Genomic DNA, 25,801 nt, shown 5'->3' with positions numbered 1-25,801 from the left:
AGCTGTGCATTCCTTCTAGGTAAAGACGCGTAATAAATATTTTCTGTTCGGCAGAAAATTTAGCCATAAAAAAACACCCCGTAAATGTTAGTTTGATGTCTAACATTTACGGGGCAGTTCAACTCGATTTTCATCGAGTTTGTCTACAGTCTGTAATCCCCTACAAGGGGGATTTTTATTCATTCCAAAAATTTTTACATAATAAAGGTTCCAACTCCACTTAAACCAGGAAAAAGATATATAAGTGCTTTCTATGTTAAAATAAACTCAAATCTTTCTTGGAGGGGATAAATATGGTAAAACAAAAACAACAAACCATTATAGGATATATAGGAACCTACACAAAAGGAAACAGCAAGGGCATATATCGTTTTACTCTCGATACTGCTGAAGGAAAAATCAGTACACCTGTACTTGCAGCAGAATTAACCGATCCGACTTATCTCACGATTAGCGAAGACAATAAGCATCTATATGCTATTTTAAAAGAAGCAGGAAGCGGCGGTGTTTCTGCCTATTCCATCAATGAAAATTCAAGTGAACTTACTTACCTAGGCAAACAACTTACACCTAATGGGTCTTCTTGCCATATTAGTATTGATAGCGAGAAACATATTTTAGTTACTTCCAATTACGGAGATGGCATCATTGAAGCTTATCAACTTCAGAAAGATGCGACCCCTCTGCCTGTATCATCCACTATCCGCCATGAAGGAAATGGCCCAAACAAGGATCGTCAGGAAAAAGCACATACACACTTTGCAGGATTCACACCGGATGAAAAGTTCATAGCTGTTGCCGATCTCGGAATTGATAAAGTAATCACCTATAAAATACATAATGGAGTATTGGAAGAAGTAAATAGTTTATCAGTAGCGCCCGGCAGTGGCCCCCGACATCTGACCTTCCACCCAAATGGAAAATTCGCATATTTGATGGCAGAGCTAGTACCCGAAGTTATTGTGTTAAGCTACGACAGCTTTAACGGACGCTTTTCTGAATTACAAACCGTCCGGACTGTTCCGGAAGATTTTAGTGAAAATAATCAAGGCAGTGCCATTCATATTTCTGCGGATGGACAATTTGTATATGCCGCAAACCGCGGGCATGATAGTATTGCTGTTTTCCAAACTAATCCAGCAACCGGTAAACTTACATTAGTCGAACTGGTATCAACCGAAGGCCACTGGCCACGTGACTTTGCTATAGACCCTAGTGGAAAATTCCTTGTTGCTTCTAATGAAGAATCAGGAAACATGACACTATATTCACGGAATGAAAGTACTGGAAAATTAACATTACTGCAAAAGGATGTTCAAGTTCCCTTCCCTGTATGTGTGAAATTTCTTCATGGCTAATCTTATTGATAAAAATAAAAAAAGGATTGGAGCTTAACTACAGCTTCAATCCTTTTCTTTTTCAATAAACAAATGCGCTATTATTTAATATTATGATTTGTAAAATAGATATCTTTCACATTCATCTATTTTATAAGACAGACTTTCAGATATGATAAAATAAATGAATAAATTTATTTCTCTACTTCCATACCTCCGCCATTTCAGGGAAATCAATAAATGGATTTCGATTACCCTGCACTTCAAATATAGCTTGGTTTCTATGCTTTTCATAAAGACTGACTGGAAAAAGCAGATGCCATTCTAATAAAAGTTCCATGTTAACATTGGCGCTATCAATGATCCCCTCATATCGGAGTAAAAAATACAGAGTCGCCCTGGCCACAATACCTTTACCATATTCTGGCTCGAATTTCCCTTCCTCTGTCTTTCCGCAACCCTCTTTTATACCTCTAGATGATACCTCAGGCACATAATCCTTGAAGTCATGATATGGATAGTTCCCTCGGCTACTGTTACAAGTTGGTTCACAGGCAAATAAGTGATGCAAATCCCCCCTCATCGGTTCTTTTTTACTAAACCATGATTGAGGTACGACATGTTCACAATTAACGATAATATTTTCAACATTTGATGTTTGAATGTCTTTTGTCAAGATTTCAAGAATACGAATATCTTCCTCAATAACCTGCACAGGGTCCATCCCTTTCCCGGAATACAAACTTTTCAGCTTGCCGTTTTCCTGTAAATCAACCCATGGATAAACATGACGATGTGGGGAGTAGTTCAGCTGGTTTTTGTGGGTGGTTACAAGCAGATGGTTCAGTCTTTCTCTGTCCCAAGACCCAGCCTGGTAGTATTCTTCCTGAATTTTCCGATCTTTTTTTTCATCGTAGTATTCACGGTTTTCATTGAATTTCCCAAGCTCAGCCAATGCCAATTCTCGTTCCCTTTCAAGTAATTCCAAACTATTCTTCATCCACTCATCCCCCCGCCTTTTATTAAAGCTAACTTTTACCATATTTAAAGTTTAATAGATTTCAATTCAGATTAAAAGGTGCTTTAGAAGTGTCTAACGTAGAATTTCAATAAAATGGGTAAGGATTTTCGCCGTCATTCCCCAGATTACTCGGCCGTTATACAAGTAGAAATATTCTTCCATCTGTCTAGGCTGCCATTTATAATTTTCCCCACCAACTACTAATTTGTGGGGGAAGTTTTCGGGTGGTTCGACTTTATAATTCACATAATAGATTTCTGGCGGTTTTTCCATAAAGAAAGACAGAGGTACCGTAAAAATCGTTTCCACTTCTGAAGGATTTGGTGTTATTCGATGATGGTTACGGACAAATCCTGCATAGGGATAAACAATCATCCCAAACGGAGAAACCAGATAATCAATTGGAAAGACATTATAGATATCTTCCTTTTTCAAACCAAGTTCTTCATGGGTTTCCCTGAGAGCTGCAGCCTGCTCATTTCTATCCTGTTTATCGATTCTTCCGCCTGGAAAACAAATATCCCCTGGCTGCCTTCTTAGTTTGTGTGAGCGCTCTTCAAAAAGAACATGTATGCCATCTTCTTTTTCTAAGAGGGGTAACAGCACTGCATACTTTGAGAAATTCCCACTCCCTAAAATTTCGGGGCTATGTAAAGTTAATTTTTTGGTTATGTCTTCATTTTTCATGTCCCACACCTCCTCTGACTGATAATATTAAAGATGTGATCTTTTGTTATCCAATCACTTTTTATAATTCTATTTTCAAACATTTGGTATAACTAAGCAAGAAAAACGATTCCATGGTATTACCTTTAATATATATAATTCATTAAATAAAAAGGTAGCAATCCTTTTAGGTTTTAGTTGTTTTTCAGCATCCTTATGCTAAACAATATTAGTGACTGCCTGTATTTGCGACTCGACCAAACTAAGCTTGTTTAGCAAAAGCAACTGTCTCTTCATTGCAGTTTGTCATTGTTTCTGGCAGTGTGCTTATTATCTTGGAATGTGAGCTGCTGCATACTGTCCTTCCCTAAATCAGGGAGGACAGAAGCAATGTAGCGATTAAATAAAGAATTAGGTGAAAAAAGCAAAATATTTTCGGCCGTGATCTCATCTACAAAGCCATTCGACTTTACACCCGCTATGTCAGGCTCAATTTCTAACTCTCTGCCATTCCAATACTTCAGAAAGAAGAGATAAGATGTAGCTTCAGATTGAGTAGCATGCTTCATTCGTAGGTCGTAGTATCCCTTAATAAATTTCGCCAGTTCCCCTGTCAGCACTATCCACGGAACGCTCTTTGTCTCATATACATTCTTCACTCGAACAGTATCATCATCTACTTGAATGTCCAAGGGACATTCAGTATTACTTTCCTCCTGAAACAAATACTCATAATCTCAAATATTATGAACAAAAAATATTCAAAATAACTGAGATAAGAATAATCACCATATCTAAAATTATCAATATTTTGCCTGTCTCAAATTTTGTGAAATATGGTGTAGATGTATTAAGCGTTTGAACATATATTTGTTTCAAATATTTTGAAACTGCCCCAATCATTATGAACGTATCTCATATATATTGAAGGATTACAGACAGATTGCATCTGACTTCCTAGCAATTTTTAGTGCATTCTAGTTTTTCATCACTCCTCTTGTACTTTTCAAGGAACAGATATAACATACTTTAATATACAAAAAAGGAACAGAAGAAAAATAGATTCTGTTCCCACTGTTTATTAATATTTTTTACAGTTCAGCTAATACTTGCTTTACCGTCAATACAATAAAAGAAAAATCCTCTTCAGTAATACTTAGCGGAGGTGCAAGCGTCAGGACATTATTGAAACCAGCAACGGTATCACCATTCTTTCCGATGATGAGTCCTTTATCTTTGCATGATGCGATTACTTTATTGATTTTGGAAATATCAATCGGTTGTTTTGTTTGTTTATCTTCCACAAGTTCAATCCCAACCAACAAACCTTTGCCACGGACATCTCCAACATTGGGATGAGACTTAATTTCATCCAATTCTTGTAGAAAACGAAGACCTAAATCTTTGGAACGTTCAATTAGTTTTTCATTTTCATATATCTCCATATTTTTCAAAGCTAAGGCACAGGAAGCAGGATTGCCACCAAATGTATTTACGTGTCTGAAGCGGTCATATTCTTCGGAACCAACGTATGCTTCATAAATTTCACGTTTTACAGCTGTAGCGGAAAGTGGCAGGTAAGCGCTAGTAATCCCTTTTGCCATTGTAACGATGTCTGGTTGAACATCATAATTCATAAATCCAAACTTCTTCCCAGTACGGCCAAAACCGCAAATAACCTCATCTGAAATAAGAAGAACTCCATTTTTCTCACAAATTTCTTTAACCCTTTTCATATATCCATCAGGAGGCATCAGAATCCCTCCGCCAGTAATAATCGGTTCCATAATAACAGCCGCTACCGTTTCACTTAATTCCCATGTAATGGAACGATCAATTTCCGCAGCACTTTTCTCACCGCTTTCGTCTTCTGGATTACGGTATAAATCAGGAGGTGAGACATGAAGAAACCCTGGGGCAAGCGGTTCGTATTTATACTTCCGCTGTGCCTGCCCAGTAGCTGCTAGCGCTCCCATTGAATTTCCATGATAAGCACGATAACGAGAAATGAATTTATAGCGTCCATGTTCACCTTTTTGCTGATGATACTGACGGGTAATTTTAAAAGCGGTTTCATTTGCTTCTGAACCACTGTTTGAGAAGAAAATTACATAATCCCCTCCCAGCCAATCATTTAACTTCTCTGCAAGCTTAATAGCCGGAATGTGACTGTTTGTTAAAGGAGAATAAGGAAGTTCCTTCAGCTGCTCGTAAGCTGCTTCTGCTAGTTCTGTCCGTCCATAACCAACATTGACACACCATAATCCTGACATCCCATCAAGATAACGATTTCCATCAACATCCGTAATCCATGCTCCTTCCCCTTTTTGAACGACCATTGTCCCAGGATTCGGTCCAGCTCCTTTCATATGATGCCAAACATATTTTTCATCTATTGTCTTAAAATCCTGACCTTGTTTTTCAACCTGCATAATCCCCACTCCTCTAATTATGGTATAAAGGAAGGCCGACCATAATTACGTCGACCTCCTTTCTATATCAGTATCTTGCTGTTAGCATTTTTTTCCTAGTGTAAAATTCTACGCCGTCTTTTCCATTTGCATGCAGGTCTCCATAAAATGAGCTTTTATATCCGGAGAATGGAAAGAACGCCATCGGAGCTGGTACACCAAGATTCACACCTAGCATTCCTGCATCAATTTCTTCACGGAATTCACGGACAGCTTTCACGCTATCTGTATAGAGACAGGCACCATTAGCAAATTCGGATTGGTTAGTTAATTCGATTGCTTCCTCAAGTGTGTTAACCCGCACTATTGATAAAACAGGAGCAAAAATTTCATCCTTCCAGATTTTCATATCTGTTTTTACATGATCAAATAATGTTGGTCCAACATAAAAGCCGTTTTCCTGATCACCTTCATTTCGACCGTCACGAAGGAGAACAGCCCCTTCTTTTTCCCCAATCTCTATATATTGTTCCGTCCTCTTTTTATGAGTATCACGAATCACTGGGCCAAGGAAAACTTCTTTATCCATTCCATTTCCAATCTTGATTTCATCAGCCGCTGCCTTTAATCTTTCTACAAGCAGATCTCCCACCTCTCCAACTGCAACTACTACTGAAGCGGCCATACAGCGTTCGCCTGCAGATCCGAAAGCAGCGTTGGTAATGTTGGTTACCGCATTATCCATGTCTGCATCAGGCATTACAATTGAATGATTTTTTGCTCCTGATAAAGCCTGAACGCGTTTTTTATTAGCAGCTGCTGTTTTATATACATACTCAGCAACTGGCTGGGATCCAACAAAAGATACCGCTTTAATGTCTTCATGCTCCAAAATCCCATTCACCACATCGTGTGCCCCATGGACAATATTTACAACACCATCTGGAACACCTGCTTCTGTTATTAACTCAACAAGACGGTTGGCTAGGAGCGGCGTTCTTTCAGAAGGTTTTAGAATAAATGTGTTTCCACAGGCAATCGCAAGCGGGAACATCCAACATGGAACCATCATTGGGAAGTTAAATGGAGTAATGCCTGCTACAACTCCCATTGGATAACGGTACATGCCCGATTCAATACCCGGAGAAATATCCGGAAGCTGGCTGCCCATCATTAAGGTAGGCGCACCTGCTGCGAATTCCACACATTCAATGCCACGTTGAACTTCACCATATGCTTCTGTATAGCTTTTTCCATTTTCAATGGTGACGAGCTTCGCAAGCTCATCCCAGTGTTCTATCAACAATTGCTGGTAGCGGAATAGGTAGCGAGCTCTTTTAGGTACAGCTACCTTTTTCCATTCTTTATAAGCTTTTTGTGCCACCAGAACTGCTTGATCGACATCTTCTTTTGTGGAAAGCGGTACAATCGCCAACACTTCTCCTGTTGCCGGATTAGGCACCTCTTCATGTTTAGATGTTGTGGATTCTACCCACTTGCCACCTATATAATTTTTCAACGTTTCTACATCATTAATTACTGCCATTAAGACACCCTCCCTTTCAACCCGATTTCATAGTTTTATTATATTTTTTAAACGGACTTTTTACATTAGACGTTTTGTATAGTTTTTTGAATGATTATTTGCACATTTTGTTTGTTTTTTAATTTCATATCTTCATAGAGCCAGGGAATGTTCCTCCTCAAAACTTGCGATCTGGAGATCCGAATTGCAGGCTGTCAGTTTCCTTTCTATAATTCTGGATAAAATAGGAATGAGTGTTTTCCAGATTTACATAGTCAGAAACTGAGAGCTAACCCAAGATTCGATTTGACCTCTTCAACATTTATAAGTCCATTCCCCTTAAAAGTTCAGCAAACCTTTAAAGATTTTTCGGAAATCGTTCATTAATGTACGATCATTTAATAATTGAATATAATTTCAGGTCCTCATGCTTACCTTTAACATACATTCCTTTTCGTAAAATACCTTCAAAAGACATTCCTACCTTTTGCATGACCCGCTCTGAACCAAGATTATCCACAAAGCAACGAGCCTGAATACGAACAAGGTTCATATTTTCGAAACCAAACTCTATTACCTTTTTGGCAGCCTCCGTTATAATGCCCTTTCCCCAATATTGTGAAGCGAGGACATATCCTATTTCAGCGATTTGATGATTCAATTGCCATGAAACAAAATCGATAGTACCAATAAACTCACCATTGTCCTTGTGTTCAATTCCCCATGGAGCAAGCTTATTATCTTCATAATTCTGTAACACGAATTGGATAAAATCTTTTGTATCAGATAGAGAACGATGCGGCTCCCATGTGACAAAACGAGATACTTCACTATTGGATGCATATGCATACATATCATCCGCATCCTTCATAGTGATTTTCCTCATAACTAAACGTTCTGTTTCTAAGGTTGGTAGCTGTTCATATATATCTTTCACCTTCATGATTACACCCCATTCTGTTAGATATTTGTATTATATCAAGATTGCTTAGTAGTCACTGTTACCAATTGAAATATTTCCAAAACTTATTTATAATTCAGAAAAATGATAGAGGAGGATGATTATGCCAAATAAAAAACTCATTATTACCCAAAACCTGAATGAACATTTATTGCAGCAAGTTAAAGTATTAATTCCCGATTGGACTGTGATTACTGGAAGATCCCCTGCATTATGGCAGGATCATATAAACGATGCTGAAATTATCGCTGGCTGGAAATCAGAAATGTACGACACTATTTTGTATGAAGAAAGCGAATTGAAATGGATCCAGACATGGAGTGCTGGAGTGAATGCTTTGCCACTGGAAAAATTAGAACAAAAGAATGTGCAGATTACGACTGCAAATGGTGTCCACGCATATCCCATTTCAGAGACCATTTTCGCACTTATGCTAGCCTTTACAAGAAAACTAGATACATATGTTAAGCAACAGCAGGAAAAGACTTGGCACCACGCTGATATGAAGCAGGAAGTTCACGAAAAGACTATCGGTATCATTGGAGTTGGAAAAATCGGGAAGGAAACAGCTAAAATTGCCAAGGCTTTTGGAATGACCGTATTAGGGGTTCGCCATTCTGGTAAATCAGAAAAATATGTTGATGAGATGTTCACACAGAAACAATTGAATGATCTTCTTCCTAAGTGTGATTATGTCGTCGTGACATTACCGTTGACCCCAGAAACACAGGATATGTTCGGCACAAACGAATTCAAGTTAATGAAGCCTTCCGCTTTTTTCATTAATATTGGAAGAGGATCAATTGTTGTTCAAAATGAATTGATTCAAGCGCTTAAGGACAAGCAGATTGCAGGTGCAGGACTAGATGTGTTTGAAACTGAACCACTTCCGGAAAGTAGCCCATTATGGGAAATGAACAATGTCATCATCACGCCACATACATCCGGAAACACTGAATTTTACGACAAACGATTGATTGAAGATATTTTCATTCCAAATTTGAAGAATTATCTTAACGGTAAAAACCCTACAACAAATTTACTTAATTACAAGAAAGGATATTAACAAATCTTCTTAGGAACTTCACAAAAAATAATCTTACTATGTTAGCTTGCAGATTCCGACATTATCTGTTATATTTAATAAGAATTATTTTTGTTCGGGAAGATTGATAAGTGAAAAACTTTTCGTCTGAAGATTGAGCAAGGGTAGTAACACATTGTGTGGATTCACACTAGGAGGCAACAACAATGGAACAAGGTAAAGTGAAATGGTTTAACGCAGAAAAAGGATTTGGCTTCATCGAACGCGAAAACGGAGACGATGTATTCGTACATTTCTCAGCTATCCAAAGCGAAGGATTCAAATCATTAGACGAAGGTCAAGAAGTTACTTTTGAAGTTGAGCAAGGTCAACGTGGACCTCAAGCTACTAACGTTCAAAAAGCATAATTTTAAATACAATATATAACAGACTCTACTTGTAGAGTCTGTTTTTTTGATTAAAAATGTTCTTTATTGAATATCTTTTTTTGAAAATAAAAAAACCCTATTCGCAAGGAATAGGGGAATATGAAACAAGTTTAGTAAATGGTAAACACAGTATAACACACTAAGAAAAGAAACCCTAATTTATCCGAAAAGTAAAAATTCTCACAAAGTTTCATAAGAATAATTTCGATACAGAATCAATCATTTATTTTTTATCTGCTTCGTACGTTCGATCCAGACCCCATGGGTAAAACGGCGGCATATCGGAGCTGCTCTTCATTGTGAATTCAGCTTTCCGCTTTTCTAAGAAAGCTTCGATTCCTTCTTGTGCATCGGCCTGCTTTCCGGTCCAATGAATCATTTTCGATTCTATTTTATGTGACTCAACTGGATGATTAGCACCAAGCATAGTCCACATTAGCTGCCTAGATAATGTCACAGACACGGAAGATGTTTTTTCCGCTATTTCAGATGCGATTTCCCTTGCAATTGGCATCAATTCATCAGGCTCTACAACCTTGTTAACTAGTCTCCCCTCATAGGCCTCCTTAGCTGAAATCATTCTTCCAGTGAAAATCCATTCGGATGCCTTCCCCATACCGACAAGTCTAGGCAGGAACCAACCACTGCAAGCCTCCATTGTAATTCCTCTCCTTGCAAAAACAAACCCCATTTTCGCATCAGTTGAAGCAATTCTAATATCCATAGGCAAAGTCATAGTAATACCAATACCAACCGCGGCTCCATTAATGGCTGCTATTACAGGTTTCTTCATCTCAAAAATCCTTAATGATAAAACACCACCTGCATCACGGTATTCAACTAAAGGAGTGTGATCCATAAAAGTTTCTGCCCCTTTTTCCAAATCCATGCCAGCACAGTATGCCTTCCCTGCCCCAGTTACAATAATGGCTCGTACGTCATCATTTTCATCCGCTTCATCAAAAGCACGAATCATTTCCTCACACATTTTTTCATTAAAGGCATTCATTCTTTCAGGGCGGTTAAGTGTAATAATCATGACATGATCGACAATTTCACTAGTTAGTGTGGAATACAACATTATTCCTCCTTATCTCACAAAGTGAAGCCATTTCCCAATAATATTTTTTTTACATATAATTACATTTTAAATGTTTTATTTTCAAATTCCTAGATTTAATTAGGATAAATCTATAAAAAATATTTTATCAAAACCTAGTGGCATCTTTCCTGAAAATAAAAAGCTTTTTTAATTTGTATTTTCAAAAAAGACCAGCCGCAGATTATGCAACTGGTCACATTATTTTATCTACCAATATAAATGACACGCAACATAATGCCCAGGTTTTTGTTCTTTCCATTCTGGCACAGCGCTAGAGCATATCTCCATCGCTTTCGGACAACGAGTACGGAATACACAGCCGCTTGGCGGATTAATCGGACTTGGTACATCGCCTTTCAGTACGATTCTTTCCCGTTTAATAGTGGGATCTGGTATCGGCACTGCAGAGAGCAAGGCTTGTGTGTATGGGTGAAGCGGATCCTTCGTTAAAGAATCACTATCCGAAAGTTCCATCATTCTCCCAAGGTACATGACTAAAATGCGATCTGAAATATATTTGACCATCGACAAATCATGGGCGATAAATAAATAAGTCAAGCCCATTTCTTTTTGTAACTCTTTTAATAAATTTACTACTTGAGCTTGGATTGAAACATCAAGTGCAGAAATTGGTTCATCACAAACAATGAATTTAGGATTCAAAGCCAACGCCCTTGCAATTCCGATACGCTGGCGTTGTCCGCCACTGAATTCATGCGGAAAACGAGTGATATGCTCCGGACTTAAACCAACTAGCTTTAACAGGTCTTCCACCCGTTTTCTTCTCTCTTTACCTTTTGAAATCCCATGAATGGCAAGTGGTTCACCAATTAATTCCTCTACCTTCATCCTTGGGTTTAAGGAAGCGTAAGGATCTTGGAAAATCATCTGGATTTCACGGCGAATATGTGACATTTCCCCTGGTTTGTAATCAAAAATATTTTTCCCCTGAAAAAGAACTTCTCCTTCTGTCGGTTCATAAAGGCGGGTTATCGTACGCCCAGCAGTTGATTTTCCACAACCGCTTTCCCCAACAAGTCCGACAGTTTCTCCAGCGTAGATTTTAAGATCTAAACCATCTACCGCTTTCAGTGATTGAGAACCAACTGGGAAATATTTCTTAAGATTCTTTATTTCAACAAGAGGAGAATTTTCGTTGACTGTCTTTTCTTTTACTGACTTATTTTTTAGTGAAACCATTGGTTCTCCTCCTTTAAACATTAGTCGGTGCTTGTACTCGTGCTGCTTTTGCCATTGGATGGTGAAGCCAGCAGGCAGCTGTCTGTCCCTCTTCCACTACCTCAAGTTCCGGGTCATGTTCTTTGCACACTTTCATTGCAGATTCACATCTTGGATAAAAAGGACATCCTTTTGGCGGATCTAACAAATCCGGTGGTGATCCGATAATGGGTACCAACGGAGCCGTTTTCTCCATATCCAGCCTTGGCACCGTTTTAAGCAACCCTCTTGTATATGGGTGTTGCGGGTTTGCAAATATTGCTTCAACTGTACCTGTTTCCACAACTTTACCTGCATACATGACGACTACCCGTTCGCAAGTTTCCGCAACCACACCTAGATCATGAGTGATTAAAATGATGGAAGTATCCATTCTACTTTGGATATCTTTCATCAGTTCTAAAATTTGCGCTTGTATCGTTACATCCAATGCCGTTGTAGGCTCATCGGCAATTAACAATTTCGGTTCACAGGCAAGAGCCATCGCTATCATGGCCCGTTGGCGCATGCCTCCTGAAAACTCATGTGGATATTGCTGCATCCTTTTTTCAGGCTGAGGAATACCCACCAGTTTAAGCGTTTCTAACGCTCGCTCATATGCATCTTTTCGAGGGATATTTTTATTATGCTTTAAAATCCCCTCCATAATTTGGCTGCCGATTTTAGTCGTTGGATTGAGCGAAGTCATTGGGTCCTGGAAAATCATGCTGATTTCGTTCCCACGAATCTTCTGCATTTCCTTTTCACTCATTTTAATAAGGTCTTTACCTCCAAATGATATTGACCCTGTTCCATACTCTGCTGGAGGTGTTTCCAATAATCGCATAATCGATTTCGCAGTAACACTTTTGCCGCATCCGGACTCTCCAACGATGGCGACTGCTTCCCCTTTTTTCACTTCAAAGTTCACGCCGCGAACAGCTTGTACTTTTCCTGCATACGTATGGAAGGTGATGTGTAAATCGTTAACTTCTAATAGGTTCTCCATCATCGTCCCTCCTATTCTAGTATTATCAAAATCTTTATGTTATGACTCATTTATTTTCTGAGTTTTGGATCTAGGGCATCCTGTAGTCCATCACCAGCCACATTAAACGCGAACATGGTTAATGAGATCAATATCGCCGGGATTAAAAGTTGATAGAAATTCCCTACCAAAATGCTTCCAAGAGCATCACTTGTCAACGTTCCCCAGCTTGCCTGAGGTGCTGGCACTCCCAGTCCCAAAAAGCTTAGAGTAGCTTCAGCAAAAATCGCAGTAGGTACAGTCAATGTTAAATTGACAAGTATTGGTCCCATTGTATTTGGAATCATATGTTTTCTTAAAGTCCAGCTCGTATTAGCTCCAGAAATGGTTGCTGCATGAATATATTCATTCTCTTTTAGTTGTAAAACCTGCCCTCTTACCAGTCGGGCCATAGGAATCCAACCTGTAATCGACATAGCTATGATGATCGGCAGTATACCAGGTTTTAATACGACCATCATCAAAATAACCATCAATAGGTAAGGGATCGCATAGATCACTTCAGCAAACCGCATCATTATATTATCTGTGCGTCCGCCACGAATGGCTGAAATCCCGCCATATAGGACCCCAATTAAAAAGTCTATTAGCGCCGCCATCAAGCCAATGAACAAGGATATCCTTGCACCATACCAAGCTCGCGTAAATAAATCCCTTCCTGATGAATCCGTCCCAAACCAATGCTCGGCATTTGGGCTAAGATTCTTTTTCTCGAAATCTTGACCATAATAAGTATATCCGTTAATATACGGACCAAAAATAGCCAGCAAGACCAACAGGATAATTAGAACAAACCCCGTCATAGCTAGTTTATTTTCTTTAAAGCGACGCCAGACGTCAGACCAATATGAAACCGTAGGCCTGGCTATTTTTTCTGCTTCCTTAAAGTTTCCTTCAGCGGGTAGGAACATATCTTCCGTTAAATGCACTTTATCTGCCATTATTTTTTCTCCCCCGTCACTTTAATTCTTGGATCAATCAACGTATAGGCTATATCAACGATGAATATCAACAGGATAAGCACTGCACTATACACAATTGTGGAACCAAGAATGACCGGGTAGTCTCGATTGGATATTCCCTTAACAAACATATCTCCCATGCCCGGAATACCAAAAATACGTTCAATAATGAAACTTCCTGTCACGATATTAGCCGTTAGGATACCAAGAATCGTGATAATCGGCAATAACGCATTTCGGATCGCATGTTTGATTATTACACCGCTACGTTTCAAACCTTTTGCTTTTGCCGTCAAAATATAATCCTGTCCCATTACTTCAAGCATGCTTGTCCGCATCAATCTGGCAATGAAAGCAAGCGGCATCATCGACAGGGCAATAGATGGCAATATGGTATGCTGCCATGTCGCCCATGTAGCAACAGGGAATATATGCCATTTTATTGCAAAATAATTGATTAATATAGTCGCCAAAATAAAGTTCGGAACAGATATCCCGACGATGGCAATGACCATTGATAAATAATCAGGCCATTTATTTCGTTTCAGTGATGCCACTACACCTAAAATGAGCCCAAAAAAGATAGCAATCACCAATGCTTGCGCTCCTAAATGCAAGGACACTGGGAATCCCTTCAAAATGTAATCATTCACAGAAATGGATGAGGATTTCAAAGAGGGACCAAAATTAAATTGAAGCACTTCCAATAAATAATTTCCATATTGGGTCAACAAAGGCTTGTCCAATCCATAGTGGACTTGAAGATTTTCATAAACAGCGGGAGGCATTGCTCCTTCTTTCGCAAATGGATTTCCCGGAATCGTATGCATTATGATGAACGTTAATGTAATAACCGCCCATAAAGTAATAATCGCCCATTTAAAACGATTTAATGTATATCTCAACATGGTAATCACCCCAATCATCGATTTTCTAAGGAGTTGAAAACGGAAATGAATTCATGAAATATTCAAATTCGCAATTGAAAAATGGGGTATGTCCTTAATCGGACATACCTCCTATTTTCATCCTTCTTTTATTTTTTATCCGCATAAATAAAGTTCGGATAAGCGTTTATTGGTGCATAAACCCCAGTAACATTCGATTTAACCATATACGGTTTCGTGTAGAAGTAAATCGGAAGAATTGGCATATCGTCAATCAGAACTTTCTCCGCTTTATGCAAAGCAGCCATGCGCTCTTTTGGTTCCATTGTAGATTTTGCCTCTTTTAACAAACTATCATATTCTTTGTTGGACCAACCTGCATCATTATAAGCACCATCCGTTTCCCAAAGCATGAACGTCATCGGATCAACATAGTCACCAACCCATCCTGCACGGGAAATTTCAAAGTCACCAGCTTTTTCACGGTCAAGCTTAACTTGGAATTCTGCATTTTCGAGTGTCACTTCAACACCCAGGTTATCGCGCCACATTCCTTGAACAGCTTCAGCAATTTTCTTATGAGAATCTAATGTATTATACAAAATTGAAAAATCAGGTAATTCTTTCATGCCTTCTTCAGCAAGACCTTCTTTTAGCAATTTCTTAGCTTCATCGACATTTTCAGCGAACAAGTCACCTGTATTTTCCTGGAAGTCTCCAGTTGCATCAGGAATGCCCGGCGGGATTACTCCAAAGGCAGGCTTCTGACCACCTTGAGCAACATTTTCCGTGATTTTTTTACGTTCGATTGCCATTGATAACGCTTTCCTTACTTTTGCATTATTGAAAGGTTTTACTTTCGTATTAAAGTTGTAATAGTACACAGCTAGTTCTGCGCCATTTTTGAATTCTTCGTCTCCAGAATTAACCAATTGTCCTTGCACGTCCACCGGTAGTGGATAAGCGATGTCCAATTCGCCACTCTGATACATTTGCCATGCAGTATTTTCATCTTCTATTAGAGCAAAATTAACAGCATCCAATTTGATTTTGTCTTTATCATAGTAATTTTCATTCTTTTCGATTTTTAGGCTTTCTTTATGTTTCCACTCCGTTAACTTGAACGGACCGTTTGATACATGTGTTTTGGCATCCAAAGCCCATTTCGGATTTTCTTCTTGTACCTTTTTATCGATCGGGTAGAAAGTATAGAAAGAAGTCAAATCAAGAAAATATGGTGTAGGCTGCTCCAATGTAACCTCTAACGTAAGGTCATCCGTTGCTTTTACTCCTACATCCTCTTCCTTGCCTTTTTTACTGTTGTAAGCTTCCCCGCCTTTAAGATAATAAAGTTGGTAAGCATAATCAGCAGCTGTTTCTGGTTTCAATGCATATTTCCAAGCATATTCGAAATCATTCGCTGTAAGGGGATCTCCATTTGACCATTTCAAACCATCTTTCAATTTAAATGTCCATTTTAATCCATCTTTACTGATCTCCCATGATTCTGCAGCACCTGGTACGATTTTGCCTTCTTCTGTTTTCTTGGTCAATCCTTCAAACGTATGTTCAAGGATCCATGATTCATGAGTACCTTGTGCATTAGCAGGGTGAAGCGAACCAGGTTCACTTGAGTTGTTTACGTTTAATACTTTTGATTTGGCTGAGTCACCCGAGCCACCTTCTTTTTCGTTCGAAGTTTCCTTCGAACCGCTGTTACATGCTGCAAGCACAAGCATAATAGCCATTAGAAGCGCAAGCACTGAAAATTTAGACTTTTTCAAAAATATTCCCCCTCATCTTTAGTTTTCTTGGAGTATCCCTAGTTTAAGAGATTATCCTTCTGCCATCTATTAACTTCTGGTTTAGTACACTAAATTATTCTGCGAGGATAGTTAGAAGTATTCATAGCAGAAACTCACCAAAAATAACTAGCGAAGCGTTTGCATAAATTTACGTTTTATCTCAAAAACCCAAAAATCAGCAGTTTTATAGTTTAAAACCACCTTCCTTTCAACCTCGCAAAAGGGTACTATACTTTGAATTAAAGATGTTGAATATTAAGTATATTACGAATAAATTAAAAAATCAATAAACCAATGAGTACTTTTTCACAAGATAGGTATTAAATGCTAGTAATTTTGATTTACATAGTAGGTAAAAAGAATTGAAACATAAACTTATTTCAACTTCAAACCCCTTCATTATGCGTTTCATTATAGACTCGCAAGTACAAATCACTATATTTTTGCTTGATTGGAAGCTATATTTGATCATCTCACTTTACATATTTTCCCTATTGTTCAGAAGAGGTTGAATTATTAAGTGACTCAACTTCCCAAGTTAACCACTTTTTATTTGATTCCATTTTTGAAGAAGGGTCACAGAAGTGTTCAAACTTTTTTCAAAACATGCTTTTTCTATTTGTTATTTTTAAGGTCATTAGTATCATTTGAGCAAACTTTATCCTAAAGCAACACCTGTGGTCTTTAGTACGTTTAAATGAACCAAGGTCGTTCTAACTAAAAAAGACACAATTCCTTGTACAAGGATTGCGCCTGATTACATAGTAAGCTTAATTCTCTTAAAAATGCCTCAATAAATGGTTAACACAATAGCTACTTTCACTTATGTTTTTTAGCATGTGTAGTAAGATTCTTCCGATTTTCCTTTTTGGATAACTAATGGGCTTCCTAATTCTCATCTTTTAATTACTTACCAATATAAAAAATTTGACCTATATGATCAGCATAATGTCTGTCTCTCTATTGCTCCAAGTACTGTATGTCTTTCACCACGAATATAAATGTTCTTTATTATCTTGTTCTCCTAAATTAGGGGACGGACAATTTAGTTCACGGGAGCATGTCCCACGTACCTGTACGTCCTACCCTAGCTCCTGATATAATAGATTCTATAAAAAAAAGAACAACCAGTAAAAACTGGCTAATCTTAAAATACGAACGCACCCGTTAGCTTAATAAACCAATTTGTACATTATAATGTCATCAACATATTCATTTTCATTTATCTTAATTTCTTTAATTTTACGACCTTCTTCAACAAACCCCATACTTTTGTACAAGGATATTGCCCTATGATTTGTTGAGAGAACTCCTAAACTTACCTTTTCAATTAATGGATTCTTTTCGGCCCAGTCTAATAATGCTTTCACAAGCATTTTTCCAATTCCCAAACCTCTGTAACTTTTACTTATCATCATTCCAAAAGAACCAGTGTGAGACAATCTCTTTCTATTTTGAGAATGAAATACTATCAACCCAACAACTTCACCATTTAATTCTGCTACAATTAAATTTTCTTTTTCATTTTCTAATACACTTTTAATCCATTCTATTTGTTGCACTGGTGTTTTATTAAACTCTTCGGATACTGTAATTTAATACTCACCCTCAGAAATAACAGAATTCTGAATATCTAAAACTGCTTCTGCATCTTGTAATTTCCCTGTCCGAATAATGTATTTAACATTATTTTTGGAAACTGACACTTATATCCCCCCAAGTGATGTTTTTTATATAAAATTCTACATTTATTTATGAAATCGTTCTTCAAGTAACCTGCCTAAATATTTTTTGCCCAGCAAGCTTAATGATTCGCCGAGGGTGGGAGTACTCATTAAGATCTCCTACTTCCGTAAAGAAGCTTGACAGTATCTTTTCTCATTCCCTTAATGGACATCACTTGTTGTACGCCAGGTATCTTTACTTACTTTGTCATACCGTTTAAAAAGACCATTTTTCTTCAGTGCACCCCATCTTGGTGTATAATAGCCCAACAGTCGGTTTCGAATTGACTCATTGATTAATTTGAAACCCCACTCATTTACTTCTAGTATTTGTTTTATTACCAATAACAGTTAAAGCTTTTCAAATCAGTGACCATATTTAAAATGTCACCATATAGTAGGAGCCTCCTGAAGACTATCCATTTTTGGGTTATTTTTTTATGATCTCCAGAAAACAGAACAATTCTTCGGATTTTATTCCTGCTCTGCTTCACTTATGATTAAATAAATACAATGACACAAAGAGTAAACAAATACCTGCTATCTTTTTCGCATCCAATGGTATACGTACCCCTCCCAATAAGCCGAAATGATCAATGACAGCTCCTATAAGTATTTGTCCTAAGATAACCCCAGCCAAAGTTGGAGCCACTCCAATTTGAGGGACTACTAATACTATGACTATGACATAAACAGCCCCTAAGAGACCACCGATCAGTTGCCATTTAGGTACAGAAGTAATAGCTGAAATATTTCCATTTCCTGCAAACAAAACAATAAATAATAAAGCAAGTGTTCCGATTCCAAAGGAAATGAAAGAGGCTTCAATAACCCCTACTTTTTTTCCTAAGCCACCATTTATCTGTCCTTGAATCGCAATTGTAATACCTCCTAGGACCGCAAGTAACGGAAATATAATTTTCACAATATATATGCTCCTTTTCATGTCCAATGGACGTGATGATGAATTCATTTAATTTTATCATGAAAAATATGTATAGATTCCCTTATTTAACAAAATTGACAACAATCCGCGGATCTTACCTAAACACAAAAAAACTGGCACCAATGGCCAGCCCGGATTTCCTATTACATCTTTTTATTGAACTATTTATCAATGATTCTACCTTATTTAAAAGGGCAAACTAAACAAGTTGATATTGCTTCTCAAACTCTGTATTCAGTAAGGAAAATATCACGGCATCATGCGATTGATTACGGAGAAATATATAGTTTCGAAGATTACCCTCTTGCTTAAAACCAAATTTCTTTAAGAGGTTAGTGGATGCAATATTATCAGCGAAGGTTAATGCAGCCATTCGATGTAAGTTTAATTCTTCAAATGAATAACGTAATACTTCTCTGACAGCTTCCAATGTAAAATGTTTCCTCCAATAATCCGGATGGATTTCATACCCGATTTCAGCACGTTTATTAGTTGTGCTCAAATGATTAAGACCGACAGTACCAATGAATTTCCCAGAATCTTTCACCACAACCCCCCATCGAATCCCCCTTTTGTTTATATATGCACTTTTAAACGAGTCTATTAATCGGCGAGCCTCTTCCACTCGAATTAAACTTTCTATCCCATCATATTTGGTTACTTCATCTCTTGAGAGAATTTCAAACAGACTTACAGTATGATGGTGATCTATTTCGATTAAACGCAGTCTTTCTGTTTCTAACTCTTGAAATCTCATCCTACAATCCCCCCCGTGGATTCACTATCTTCTTTATTCTATTTGTGAAAAAGAGATACCTGTATTAATGGACAATACTTTTCAATATTTTCCTTTATTTAAGATATAATGCAGAACCGGGATGCACGCCCTTAGTAATCCACCTTTTTGATTTGCCTTTTAATCAATAAATGTGCATGTTTATAAGGATTAATTCCCGTATCATTTCCCGTTACAAGAGCTCCTGCTTTTGAAAAAGAAAAATGTTCCTCAATCTCTTTTTTAGTATAATAATCAACTGGGAAGTAACGAGATTTAAGATTGGCATACTCCTCTTTTAACATTGAGGTGTCCTCAGGATTAGATGCGTAATACAAGCTCCTTCTGATTTTAAAATCCGGATCTTCTTCCAAGCTTGGTACAACTTTTTTTTTCAAGCATTCGTATCGCTTCCAAACAAAACTGAACATGACGTGTACCTGCCCCTTCTCCAAAGCTATTAATCAGGGAAGTTAGTGATTTAAATATCCCTGTGTTGGCAATCGTACTGCCTTCACTTAAATCGCGCTTATCTACAAGGACAACATCAGACCCGTCTCTGCTAAAAAGGAAGCGCAATGTGCCCCTGACGAGCCAGTACCTACTTTACAGACATCACATGAGATATCCTCTTCCAAAGAAGGATAGATCATATGATCTTTAAAGGTCTTATTCCAAAATACTTTCCCTGCTTTTAAATCCATTCTAGCTCCTCCTGTACAATTCACTTCTTTCTCATTCTTTTATTTGTACTATATACACTGCAAAGACAATTCTCATACCCTTCTTATTTACCCTAAGAACCATACAAAACAAACGTAAAATTCATTATAAAAAAACCGTCCAATTCTATTATAAAGACCTAACAAAAGCTTTTTTTATTCTATTTAATGAAATATGGACCCTCCACATTTTATAAAGCATCCCGGATTCACATACCAAAAAAATCCAACAACAAAAGAAAATAATGAAGAAAATCTTTCTGCCATTAGTTCTCTCCCTATCCTTATTATCTCCAAAAGTTTCTCTAGGGGCCGAAACATACAAAATAGCACGTGGATATACGTTAACGAAAATGACGCTAAATGATAAGGTTACCCATACAAGTTAGACAAACAATATACATTATTTACCACCTATATCAGATGAAGGGTTTAAATAAGCAAAACATTTACAGTTCAAATCCCAAGCCAGCACTATGATTTGAAGAACGATATATACCCTATATTCGATAGTATACAAAAAGGAATGATAGGGATTTAAAAGATGCAGTAGTATTATATGTAGATACATAATACTATCTTTTCAATAATCATATTGAAAAAAATAAAATTAAGTTACAATAGAAAATCTAAACATAGGTATAAAGGGGCATTTGCAATGAAAATAGAGGTTGGCTCTGTTATCAACGAATTAAGAATAAAACAAAATCTCACAAGAGAAGAATTAGCAAAAGATATTTGCGAGCCTGTTACCTTGTTAGATTATGAAAGAAGCATTTCTTCACCAACAATTGATGAGTTGGCACTATTAGCAGATAAACTTAAAGTGGATCTTTCGTATTTTTTCACTACCAAAAATGAACCGATTTATAATTACATAGAAACTATTAAATTATTAATAAACAGATATAAACGTACACGTAATTATGAAGCAATCTATGAGATCGTCCAAAAAGAACTGGCAACGGCACCGGAAAAATCCATATCATTTTATCAATTCTTAAAATGGCATGAGGGTATGTCTTTTTTTTATTTATTCAAGAATAAACAAATGGCTATTGATCTATTAAATGAGGCCATTCAGATTACAGGGCAAACGGGTAATTCTGCATCAACAAGAGATAGAAATTTTAAATAGTATTGGAATTATTCACTTTAAAACAAAGGATTACGATGAGGCTATAAACATCTTCAATGAAGCATTGGAATTTATCGAGAATATTCCTCATGTGAATCAGGAAGGTACAATTTTAGTAAAAATCATTCATGGATTAGCTCAAACCTTAACCGAACTTCATTGCTATCAAGAGTCATTAAACTATTCGCTAAAAGGCATTAATATTTGTAACTCTATTGAATCTTTATATTTATTTGCAGAACTTCATTTTCTAACAGGGAAAAATCTGATTCACCTTCAACAACAGAATGAAGGACTGCAATATTTAAATCACTCCAGAACCCTATTCAGTCTTCAAAAAAACGAAGAATATGTACAAATAGTCGAGCATGAATTAGAAAGAATCTTACAATCTATATAAGTTATTCCCTGAATTGAATTATACAAAGGTAGAGATTGCTTTAAAAAAAGCATTTCTCTACCTTTTTTAATTTTTCCTATTATTTTATTTAAATAAGAAAGTAAACATCTAATATTTAGTGATTAAGCTTAGAAATGACACAAAACAATCGTGGATCTAACTCAATTCTTTTCATAAAAGTAAACCTATAACTCCGTCACCTCTATGGATCCCATGAGCAACTTCGGAAATTTTTCCTTCACTTCTCAAATTCATATGTACCTAGCTATTGTCTATAATCTTCTTAATATTTAACAATAAATTATATGAAATCTCAAAGAGCACTATCATATAGAAAAACGCCACTTTCAATAGGCAAGCAAAATCAGATATAATAGATAAAAGTAGCCAAAATGGAGGAAAATTAATTGTCTAATAGATTAGGTTTAGTACTAGACGTAGAGACAACTGGATTGCGTCCTACTTCTGATGAAATTATTGAACTTGCCCTTATTCTTTTTACCTATAGTAGCGAAACCGGTGAAATTATAAATCTTGTTGATCAAGAATCGTTTTTAAGAGAGCCCCTCTCTTATCAAGCAAGAAGGAATTATGATCAAGCATACAGTGTTCATGGAATTCCATACAGCTCTGTCGAAGGAAAAAGCTTTCAGGATGAAAAAATAAAATCTTTTATTGATCGTACTGACTCGATTTTTGCCCATAATGCTTCATTCGACAGAAGTTTCCTCTACCATATGTATCCAGAAATCAATGATAATAAGTGGTTCTGTACAATGCGTAACGTCCCTTGGAAACAATACGGTTTTGTAAATAGTAAACTCTTAACATTGCTGCGGGCTCATAACATCACAAATTTCCAAACACACCGGGCAATGGACGACATTTCTTATCTAATGGAGCTGCTGCGAAAACCTAGCCCTTCTGGCTATCCATATTTAAAAGATGTTATTGCTAAAAATCCTATGAAAAAATATGCCCCTTCTGCTCAAAAATCTTGGGTATAATAGAAAAGCAGGATATTCAAAATGAATTTCCTGCTTTTCTATATATACTTCCTGGAACTTCACCGTTTTTAACTGGTCGCTTTTCTGCCTCTAGTGGACACATAAAACAACAGCGAACCCCATTGGAGTCGCTGTTGTTTTATGTTCACTCTGCTGCTTCTTCCGTAAATACGTTTTTCAACTTTTTATATCTATATAGGAAATAGACGAAAGCTAGTATTAATGCCACTACAAGGAAAATGGCCAGTATGCTAAGGTTATGCCACATGAATCCATAGTCTCCCGTTGAGATTACTGCTCTAAAAGCATTAATCGAATACGTCATCGGTAAGAATGGTGTGAACCCTTGCAAGAAGCTTGGAACTAATTCATTCGGGAAAGTTCCGCCACTGCTTGTCAGCTGGAGAATTAATATGAGTAACGCTATAAAACGACCTGGATTATCAAAGGCTGAACCCAGAAATAGAATGATAGCCATAAATGTACAGCTAGCAAGAATGCTTACTACAAAAAATAATGGCAGACTAGTGACTTCAATTCCAAGTCCTAATATTAATATCAAATCCACCAAAACAGCCTGACATATCCCTATAATAGCCATTACCCCGTATTTACTAATAAACCAGCTAAATCCATTTGCAGGAATAACCGCAGGATCTCTTAACGGGAAAATGATGGTCAGAACGATTGCTCCAATAAATAAACTCAATGATATTAAATAAGGTGCAAAGCTAGTTCCATAGTTAGGCACATTATTAATAGGCAGTTTATCTACCTTTACTGGACTCGCAAACATGTCATATACATCGTCATCAGCTTTTATATCACTTGCTTCGTTTGCACCGTCTTTTAATTCGTCATGTAATTCTTCCGAACCATCTGAGAGTTTGGCGATTCCATCTTGAAGCTTAATAGCTCCATTCGCTAATTCCCCCATACCGCTTGTCAGACCTGATGTACCTTCTTTCAACTTATCTGTACCGATAATCAGACTTTTCGAACCTTCTGATAGCTGAGATGTTCCACTTGATAATTGCTTCGAACCATCTTCTAACTGATCTAGCCCATTGACCAAGCTATTGCTGCCTTCCGTTAATTGTCCAAGTCCGTTCTGTGCTGAACCTATACTTTCACCAAACGTTGTCAATCCAGATACCAATTGACCCTGTCCGCTTTGCAGATCATTTGCTCCATTGGCAAGTTTATCTTGTGCTTGTTTCAATTGAGTAAAACCACCGCTGAGTGCATCGGTGCCTTTTCCTAACTGATTTGCCCCTTCACTAAGATTATTGCCTCCTTTAGCAAGTTCAGAAGCGCTTGCGGATAGTTTTCCTACTCCTTCTGCTACACCTTTACTTCCTTCACTAATTCCAGAAAGAGAAGCGATTAATCCTTCCAAACGAGCTTTCTCATCAGGATCATCCGTAGCTTGTGATTGTTGTTTTAAACCGGAAATAACTTCATCCAATCCAGCTGAAACGTTAGATGCTCCTGTTTTTGCTTCGCTCGTAGCAGCACTCCAATCGGACAAAGACCCTGAAAGCTGACTTGCACCAGCAGCAACACCATTTGCACCTTCGGTCAGAGTGGGAAGCTTTTCTTCAATCTGATTGAAGCCTTCTAATGATTGTTGCAAGCCTGAAGCTAATTCCCCTGAGCCTGCTTCTGATTTTTTGGCTCCATCTAAAAGTTTTGATTGCCCCTCTTTCATTTGTCCAATCCCTGAGCTAAATTGTTGCAAGCCTTGATTCAGTTCTTTCGAGCCAGAAGCTGCCGAACCAACTCCAGCCGAAAAGGTCAAGGATTTCTCAGCTAATTTTTCCAGATTTTCATGAATTTCAACAGAACCTGAATGTAGAGAACCAATTCCTTCATCTACTTTTTGTGATCCTTCTTTAGCAGATTCAATTCCTTCTCCAAGTTCGCTTGATCCATCTTTTACTTTATCGGTCCCGTCTTTCAATTCGCCCGCTCCATCACTTGCGGATTTAAGTCCATCAGCAACCTCTTTCAAATTATCAAACATTGACTCCGCATAGGTTTTTGTAACGGCCGCAGAAACCTCACCTTTAATTCTCTCAGAAGCTGCGTCACCTATCTTAGTAGAAATATAGTTAAACCCTTCATTTGACGTGTATATTAAATCAAGTTTTTCAGGATTATCTTCTTGCAAAGTAGTTGCATTTTTCGAAAAGTTATTCGGAATTTCAATCTTCATGTAATAGTCCTGGTTTGCCAGGCCCTCATTCGCTTCTTTTTGACTGACAAAATGCCAATCAAAGTCCTTTTTCTCTTTTAACTCTTTCACTAAGTCTTTCCCAATGGTAAGTTCTGATTCGTTAAACTCGGCTCCTTCATCCATATTGACAATGGCAACCGGCAATTGATCAACCTTACCATACGGATCCCAAAATGCCCATAAAAATGCTCCGCTATAAAGTAAAGGAATAGTAATAATTCCTAATATAGAAATGAGAATTATTGGTTTTTTTATAATAGCCAATAATTCACCTTTCAACGATTTTAACACACCTATCAAATCCTCCTATACGACAGCCATGTCGTTTATTTACTTTACTTCAGTGTAAAGCGAATTGAAAATACATTCATGACGTGCTTATCATCTAAAATATATATATTTTATTTCAAATATATATTTTCTTCTAGAAAAAC

At 37.4% G+C, this 25,801-nt stretch carries 23 protein-coding genes and 2 pseudogenes; 6 read left to right on the top strand and 19 right to left on the bottom strand.

Going from position 1 to position 25,801, the window contains the following annotated elements:
* Nucleotides 1–293: 293 nt before the first annotated feature.
* Complete coding sequence (locus tag ACQKMR_RS14175) at nucleotides 294–1,358, top strand: lactonase family protein (protein WP_427697864.1); 1,065 nt, start codon at nucleotides 294–296, stop codon at nucleotides 1,356–1,358.
* Nucleotides 1,359–1,539: 181 nt separating this feature from the next.
* Here the strand turns inward: ACQKMR_RS14175 and ACQKMR_RS14170 are convergent, their stop codons facing one another.
* The 6 genes from ACQKMR_RS14170 to ACQKMR_RS14145 all read right to left on the bottom strand — a co-directional run bounded on the left by ACQKMR_RS14170 (nucleotide 1,540) and on the right by ACQKMR_RS14145 (nucleotide 7,903).
* On the bottom strand, nucleotides 1,540–2,337 hold the full coding sequence (locus ACQKMR_RS14170; RefSeq protein ID WP_427697863.1) for an endonuclease I family protein: 798 nt from the start codon (nucleotides 2,335–2,337) through the stop codon (nucleotides 1,540–1,542).
* Nucleotides 2,338–2,430: 93 nt separating this feature from the next.
* Nucleotides 2,431–3,045, bottom strand: a complete 615-nt coding sequence (locus ACQKMR_RS14165) for an NUDIX hydrolase (RefSeq protein WP_427697862.1) — start codon at nucleotides 3,043–3,045, stop codon at nucleotides 2,431–2,433.
* A gap of 272 nt (nucleotides 3,046–3,317) precedes the next feature.
* Entirely contained in the window at nucleotides 3,318–3,749 is a 432-nt protein-coding gene (locus ACQKMR_RS14160) for a hypothetical protein (protein ID WP_427697861.1), read from the bottom strand.
* 366 nt (nucleotides 3,750–4,115) lie between these two features.
* Nucleotides 4,116–5,456, bottom strand: a complete 1,341-nt coding sequence (locus ACQKMR_RS14155) for an aspartate aminotransferase family protein (protein ID WP_427697860.1) — start codon at nucleotides 5,454–5,456, stop codon at nucleotides 4,116–4,118.
* Between the two features lie 67 nt (nucleotides 5,457–5,523).
* On the bottom strand, nucleotides 5,524–6,981 hold the full coding sequence (locus tag ACQKMR_RS14150; protein WP_427697859.1) for a CoA-acylating methylmalonate-semialdehyde dehydrogenase: 1,458 nt from the start codon (nucleotides 6,979–6,981) through the stop codon (nucleotides 5,524–5,526).
* A gap of 373 nt (nucleotides 6,982–7,354) precedes the next feature.
* A complete protein-coding gene (locus tag ACQKMR_RS14145; RefSeq protein WP_427697858.1) occupies nucleotides 7,355–7,903 on the bottom strand; it encodes a GNAT family N-acetyltransferase in 549 nt (182 codons plus the stop codon).
* A gap of 121 nt (nucleotides 7,904–8,024) precedes the next feature.
* Between ACQKMR_RS14145 and ACQKMR_RS14140 the strand changes: the two genes are divergently transcribed.
* The gene (locus ACQKMR_RS14140; protein WP_427697857.1) at nucleotides 8,025–8,987 is read left to right on the top strand and encodes a D-2-hydroxyacid dehydrogenase; all 963 of its coding nucleotides are present in this window, start codon (nucleotides 8,025–8,027) and stop codon (nucleotides 8,985–8,987) included.
* 185 nt (nucleotides 8,988–9,172) lie between these two features.
* Nucleotides 9,173–9,373: a cold-shock protein gene (locus ACQKMR_RS14135; protein ID WP_029714163.1), complete on the top strand. Its 201-nt coding sequence runs from the start codon at nucleotides 9,173–9,175 to the stop codon at nucleotides 9,371–9,373.
* A gap of 244 nt (nucleotides 9,374–9,617) precedes the next feature.
* Here the strand turns inward: ACQKMR_RS14135 and ACQKMR_RS14130 are convergent, their stop codons facing one another.
* The 12 genes and pseudogenes from ACQKMR_RS14130 to ACQKMR_RS14075 form a co-directional block, all read right to left on the bottom strand.
* Entirely contained in the window at nucleotides 9,618–10,472 is an 855-nt protein-coding gene (locus ACQKMR_RS14130; RefSeq protein WP_427697856.1) for a crotonase/enoyl-CoA hydratase family protein, read from the bottom strand.
* A gap of 231 nt (nucleotides 10,473–10,703) precedes the next feature.
* Complete coding sequence (locus ACQKMR_RS14125; RefSeq protein ID WP_053346400.1) at nucleotides 10,704–11,696, bottom strand: ABC transporter ATP-binding protein; 993 nt, start codon at nucleotides 11,694–11,696, stop codon at nucleotides 10,704–10,706.
* A gap of 13 nt (nucleotides 11,697–11,709) precedes the next feature.
* Nucleotides 11,710–12,723, bottom strand: a complete 1,014-nt coding sequence (locus ACQKMR_RS14120; protein WP_427697855.1) for an ABC transporter ATP-binding protein — start codon at nucleotides 12,721–12,723, stop codon at nucleotides 11,710–11,712.
* A gap of 50 nt (nucleotides 12,724–12,773) precedes the next feature.
* Nucleotides 12,774–13,703 carry an ABC transporter permease gene (locus tag ACQKMR_RS14115; protein WP_053346402.1) on the bottom strand — a complete coding sequence of 310 codons (930 nt, stop codon included), beginning with the start codon at nucleotides 13,701–13,703 and terminating at the stop codon, nucleotides 12,774–12,776.
* The gene (locus ACQKMR_RS14110) at nucleotides 13,703–14,632 is read right to left on the bottom strand and encodes an ABC transporter permease (RefSeq protein WP_427697854.1); all 930 of its coding nucleotides are present in this window, start codon (nucleotides 14,630–14,632) and stop codon (nucleotides 13,703–13,705) included. The genes ACQKMR_RS14115 and ACQKMR_RS14110 overlap by 1 nt, the downstream gene beginning before the upstream one ends.
* 128 nt (nucleotides 14,633–14,760) lie before the next feature.
* Complete coding sequence (locus ACQKMR_RS14105; protein ID WP_427697853.1) at nucleotides 14,761–16,395, bottom strand: peptide ABC transporter substrate-binding protein; 1,635 nt, start codon at nucleotides 16,393–16,395, stop codon at nucleotides 14,761–14,763.
* A 930-nt stretch (nucleotides 16,396–17,325) separates the two neighbouring features.
* A pseudogene (locus ACQKMR_RS14100) lies at nucleotides 17,326–17,419 on the bottom strand (DUF1572 family protein); the annotation flags it as partial.
* 169 nt (nucleotides 17,420–17,588) lie between these two features.
* A pseudogene (locus ACQKMR_RS14095) lies at nucleotides 17,589–18,122 on the bottom strand (N-acetyltransferase family protein).
* A 508-nt stretch (nucleotides 18,123–18,630) separates the two neighbouring features.
* On the bottom strand, nucleotides 18,631–19,065 hold the full coding sequence (locus ACQKMR_RS14090; protein ID WP_427697852.1) for a DMT family transporter: 435 nt from the start codon (nucleotides 19,063–19,065) through the stop codon (nucleotides 18,631–18,633).
* 220 nt (nucleotides 19,066–19,285) lie between these two features.
* The gene (locus ACQKMR_RS14085; protein WP_427697851.1) at nucleotides 19,286–19,843 is read right to left on the bottom strand and encodes a GNAT family N-acetyltransferase; all 558 of its coding nucleotides are present in this window, start codon (nucleotides 19,841–19,843) and stop codon (nucleotides 19,286–19,288) included.
* Nucleotides 19,844–19,974: 131 nt separating this feature from the next.
* A complete protein-coding gene (locus ACQKMR_RS14080) occupies nucleotides 19,975–20,292 on the bottom strand; it encodes a hypothetical protein (RefSeq protein WP_427697850.1) in 318 nt (105 codons plus the stop codon).
* 102 nt (nucleotides 20,293–20,394) lie between these two features.
* A complete protein-coding gene (locus ACQKMR_RS14075) occupies nucleotides 20,395–20,565 on the bottom strand; it encodes a hypothetical protein (protein WP_427697849.1) in 171 nt (56 codons plus the stop codon).
* A 676-nt stretch (nucleotides 20,566–21,241) separates the two neighbouring features.
* On the opposite strand from ACQKMR_RS14075, the gene ACQKMR_RS14070 reads away from it, so the two are divergent.
* The 3 genes from ACQKMR_RS14070 (at nucleotide 21,242) to ACQKMR_RS14060 (ending at nucleotide 23,128) form a co-directional block, all read left to right on the top strand.
* Nucleotides 21,242–21,721, top strand: a complete 480-nt coding sequence (locus tag ACQKMR_RS14070) for a helix-turn-helix domain-containing protein (protein ID WP_427697848.1) — start codon at nucleotides 21,242–21,244, stop codon at nucleotides 21,719–21,721.
* Nucleotides 21,654–22,121: a tetratricopeptide repeat protein gene (locus ACQKMR_RS14065; protein WP_427697847.1), complete on the top strand. Its 468-nt coding sequence runs from the start codon at nucleotides 21,654–21,656 to the stop codon at nucleotides 22,119–22,121. Before ACQKMR_RS14070 ends, ACQKMR_RS14065 begins: the two co-directional genes overlap by 68 nt.
* Before the next feature lie 407 nt (nucleotides 22,122–22,528).
* A complete protein-coding gene (locus tag ACQKMR_RS14060; RefSeq protein ID WP_427697846.1) occupies nucleotides 22,529–23,128 on the top strand; it encodes an exonuclease domain-containing protein in 600 nt (199 codons plus the stop codon).
* Nucleotides 23,129–23,273: 145 nt separating this feature from the next.
* Here the strand turns inward: ACQKMR_RS14060 and ACQKMR_RS14055 are convergent, their stop codons facing one another.
* Nucleotides 23,274–25,658, bottom strand: coding sequence for a YhgE/Pip family protein (locus ACQKMR_RS14055; RefSeq protein ID WP_427697845.1), 2,385 nt, complete (start codon nucleotides 25,656–25,658; stop codon nucleotides 23,274–23,276).
* Nucleotides 25,659–25,801: the final 143 nt, after the last annotated feature.

Source organism: Peribacillus sp. NPDC096540 (genome assembly GCF_050278525.1).
In the GTDB taxonomy this organism is placed as follows: domain Bacteria; phylum Bacillota; class Bacilli; order Bacillales; family DSM-1321; genus Peribacillus.
The sequence above is the reverse complement of the archived record's forward strand: the minus strand, read 5'-3'. Positions and strand labels throughout refer to the sequence as shown.

Bases quoted from the DNA above. Each gene is read 5' to 3' on its own strand.
- ACQKMR_RS14140 (WP_427697857.1), top strand. From the start codon at position 8,025: ATGCCAAATAAAAAACTCATTATTACCCAAAACCTGAATGAACATTTA.
- ACQKMR_RS14080 (WP_427697850.1), bottom strand. From the start codon at position 20,292: ATGTTCAGTTTTGTTTGGAAGCGATACGAATGCTTGAAAAAAAAAGTT.
- ACQKMR_RS14125 (WP_053346400.1), bottom strand. From the start codon at position 11,696: ATGGTTTCACTAAAAAATAAGTCAGTAAAAGAAAAGACAGTCAACGAA.
- ACQKMR_RS14145 (WP_427697858.1), bottom strand. From the start codon at position 7,903: ATGAAGGTGAAAGATATATATGAACAGCTACCAACCTTAGAAACAGAA.
- ACQKMR_RS14120 (WP_427697855.1), bottom strand. From the start codon at position 12,723: ATGGAGAACCTATTAGAAGTTAACGATTTACACATCACCTTCCATACG.
- ACQKMR_RS14155 (WP_427697860.1), bottom strand. From the start codon at position 5,456: ATGCAGGTTGAAAAACAAGGTCAGGATTTTAAGACAATAGATGAAAAA.
- ACQKMR_RS14110 (WP_427697854.1), bottom strand. From the start codon at position 14,632: ATGTTGAGATATACATTAAATCGTTTTAAATGGGCGATTATTACTTTA.
- ACQKMR_RS14070 (WP_427697848.1), top strand. From the start codon at position 21,242: ATGAAAATAGAGGTTGGCTCTGTTATCAACGAATTAAGAATAAAACAA.
- ACQKMR_RS14135 (WP_029714163.1), top strand. From the start codon at position 9,173: ATGGAACAAGGTAAAGTGAAATGGTTTAACGCAGAAAAAGGATTTGGC.
- ACQKMR_RS14165 (WP_427697862.1), bottom strand. From the start codon at position 3,045: ATGAAAAATGAAGACATAACCAAAAAATTAACTTTACATAGCCCCGAA.
- ACQKMR_RS14065 (WP_427697847.1), top strand. From the start codon at position 21,654: ATGAGGCCATTCAGATTACAGGGCAAACGGGTAATTCTGCATCAACAA.
- ACQKMR_RS14075 (WP_427697849.1), bottom strand. From the start codon at position 20,565: ATGGATTTAAAAGCAGGGAAAGTATTTTGGAATAAGACCTTTAAAGAT.
- ACQKMR_RS14150 (WP_427697859.1), bottom strand. From the start codon at position 6,981: ATGGCAGTAATTAATGATGTAGAAACGTTGAAAAATTATATAGGTGGC.
- ACQKMR_RS14085 (WP_427697851.1), bottom strand. From the start codon at position 19,843: ATGAGATTTCAAGAGTTAGAAACAGAAAGACTGCGTTTAATCGAAATA.
- ACQKMR_RS14175 (WP_427697864.1), top strand. From the start codon at position 294: ATGGTAAAACAAAAACAACAAACCATTATAGGATATATAGGAACCTAC.
- ACQKMR_RS14115 (WP_053346402.1), bottom strand. From the start codon at position 13,703: ATGGCAGATAAAGTGCATTTAACGGAAGATATGTTCCTACCCGCTGAA.
- ACQKMR_RS14170 (WP_427697863.1), bottom strand. From the start codon at position 2,337: ATGAAGAATAGTTTGGAATTACTTGAAAGGGAACGAGAATTGGCATTG.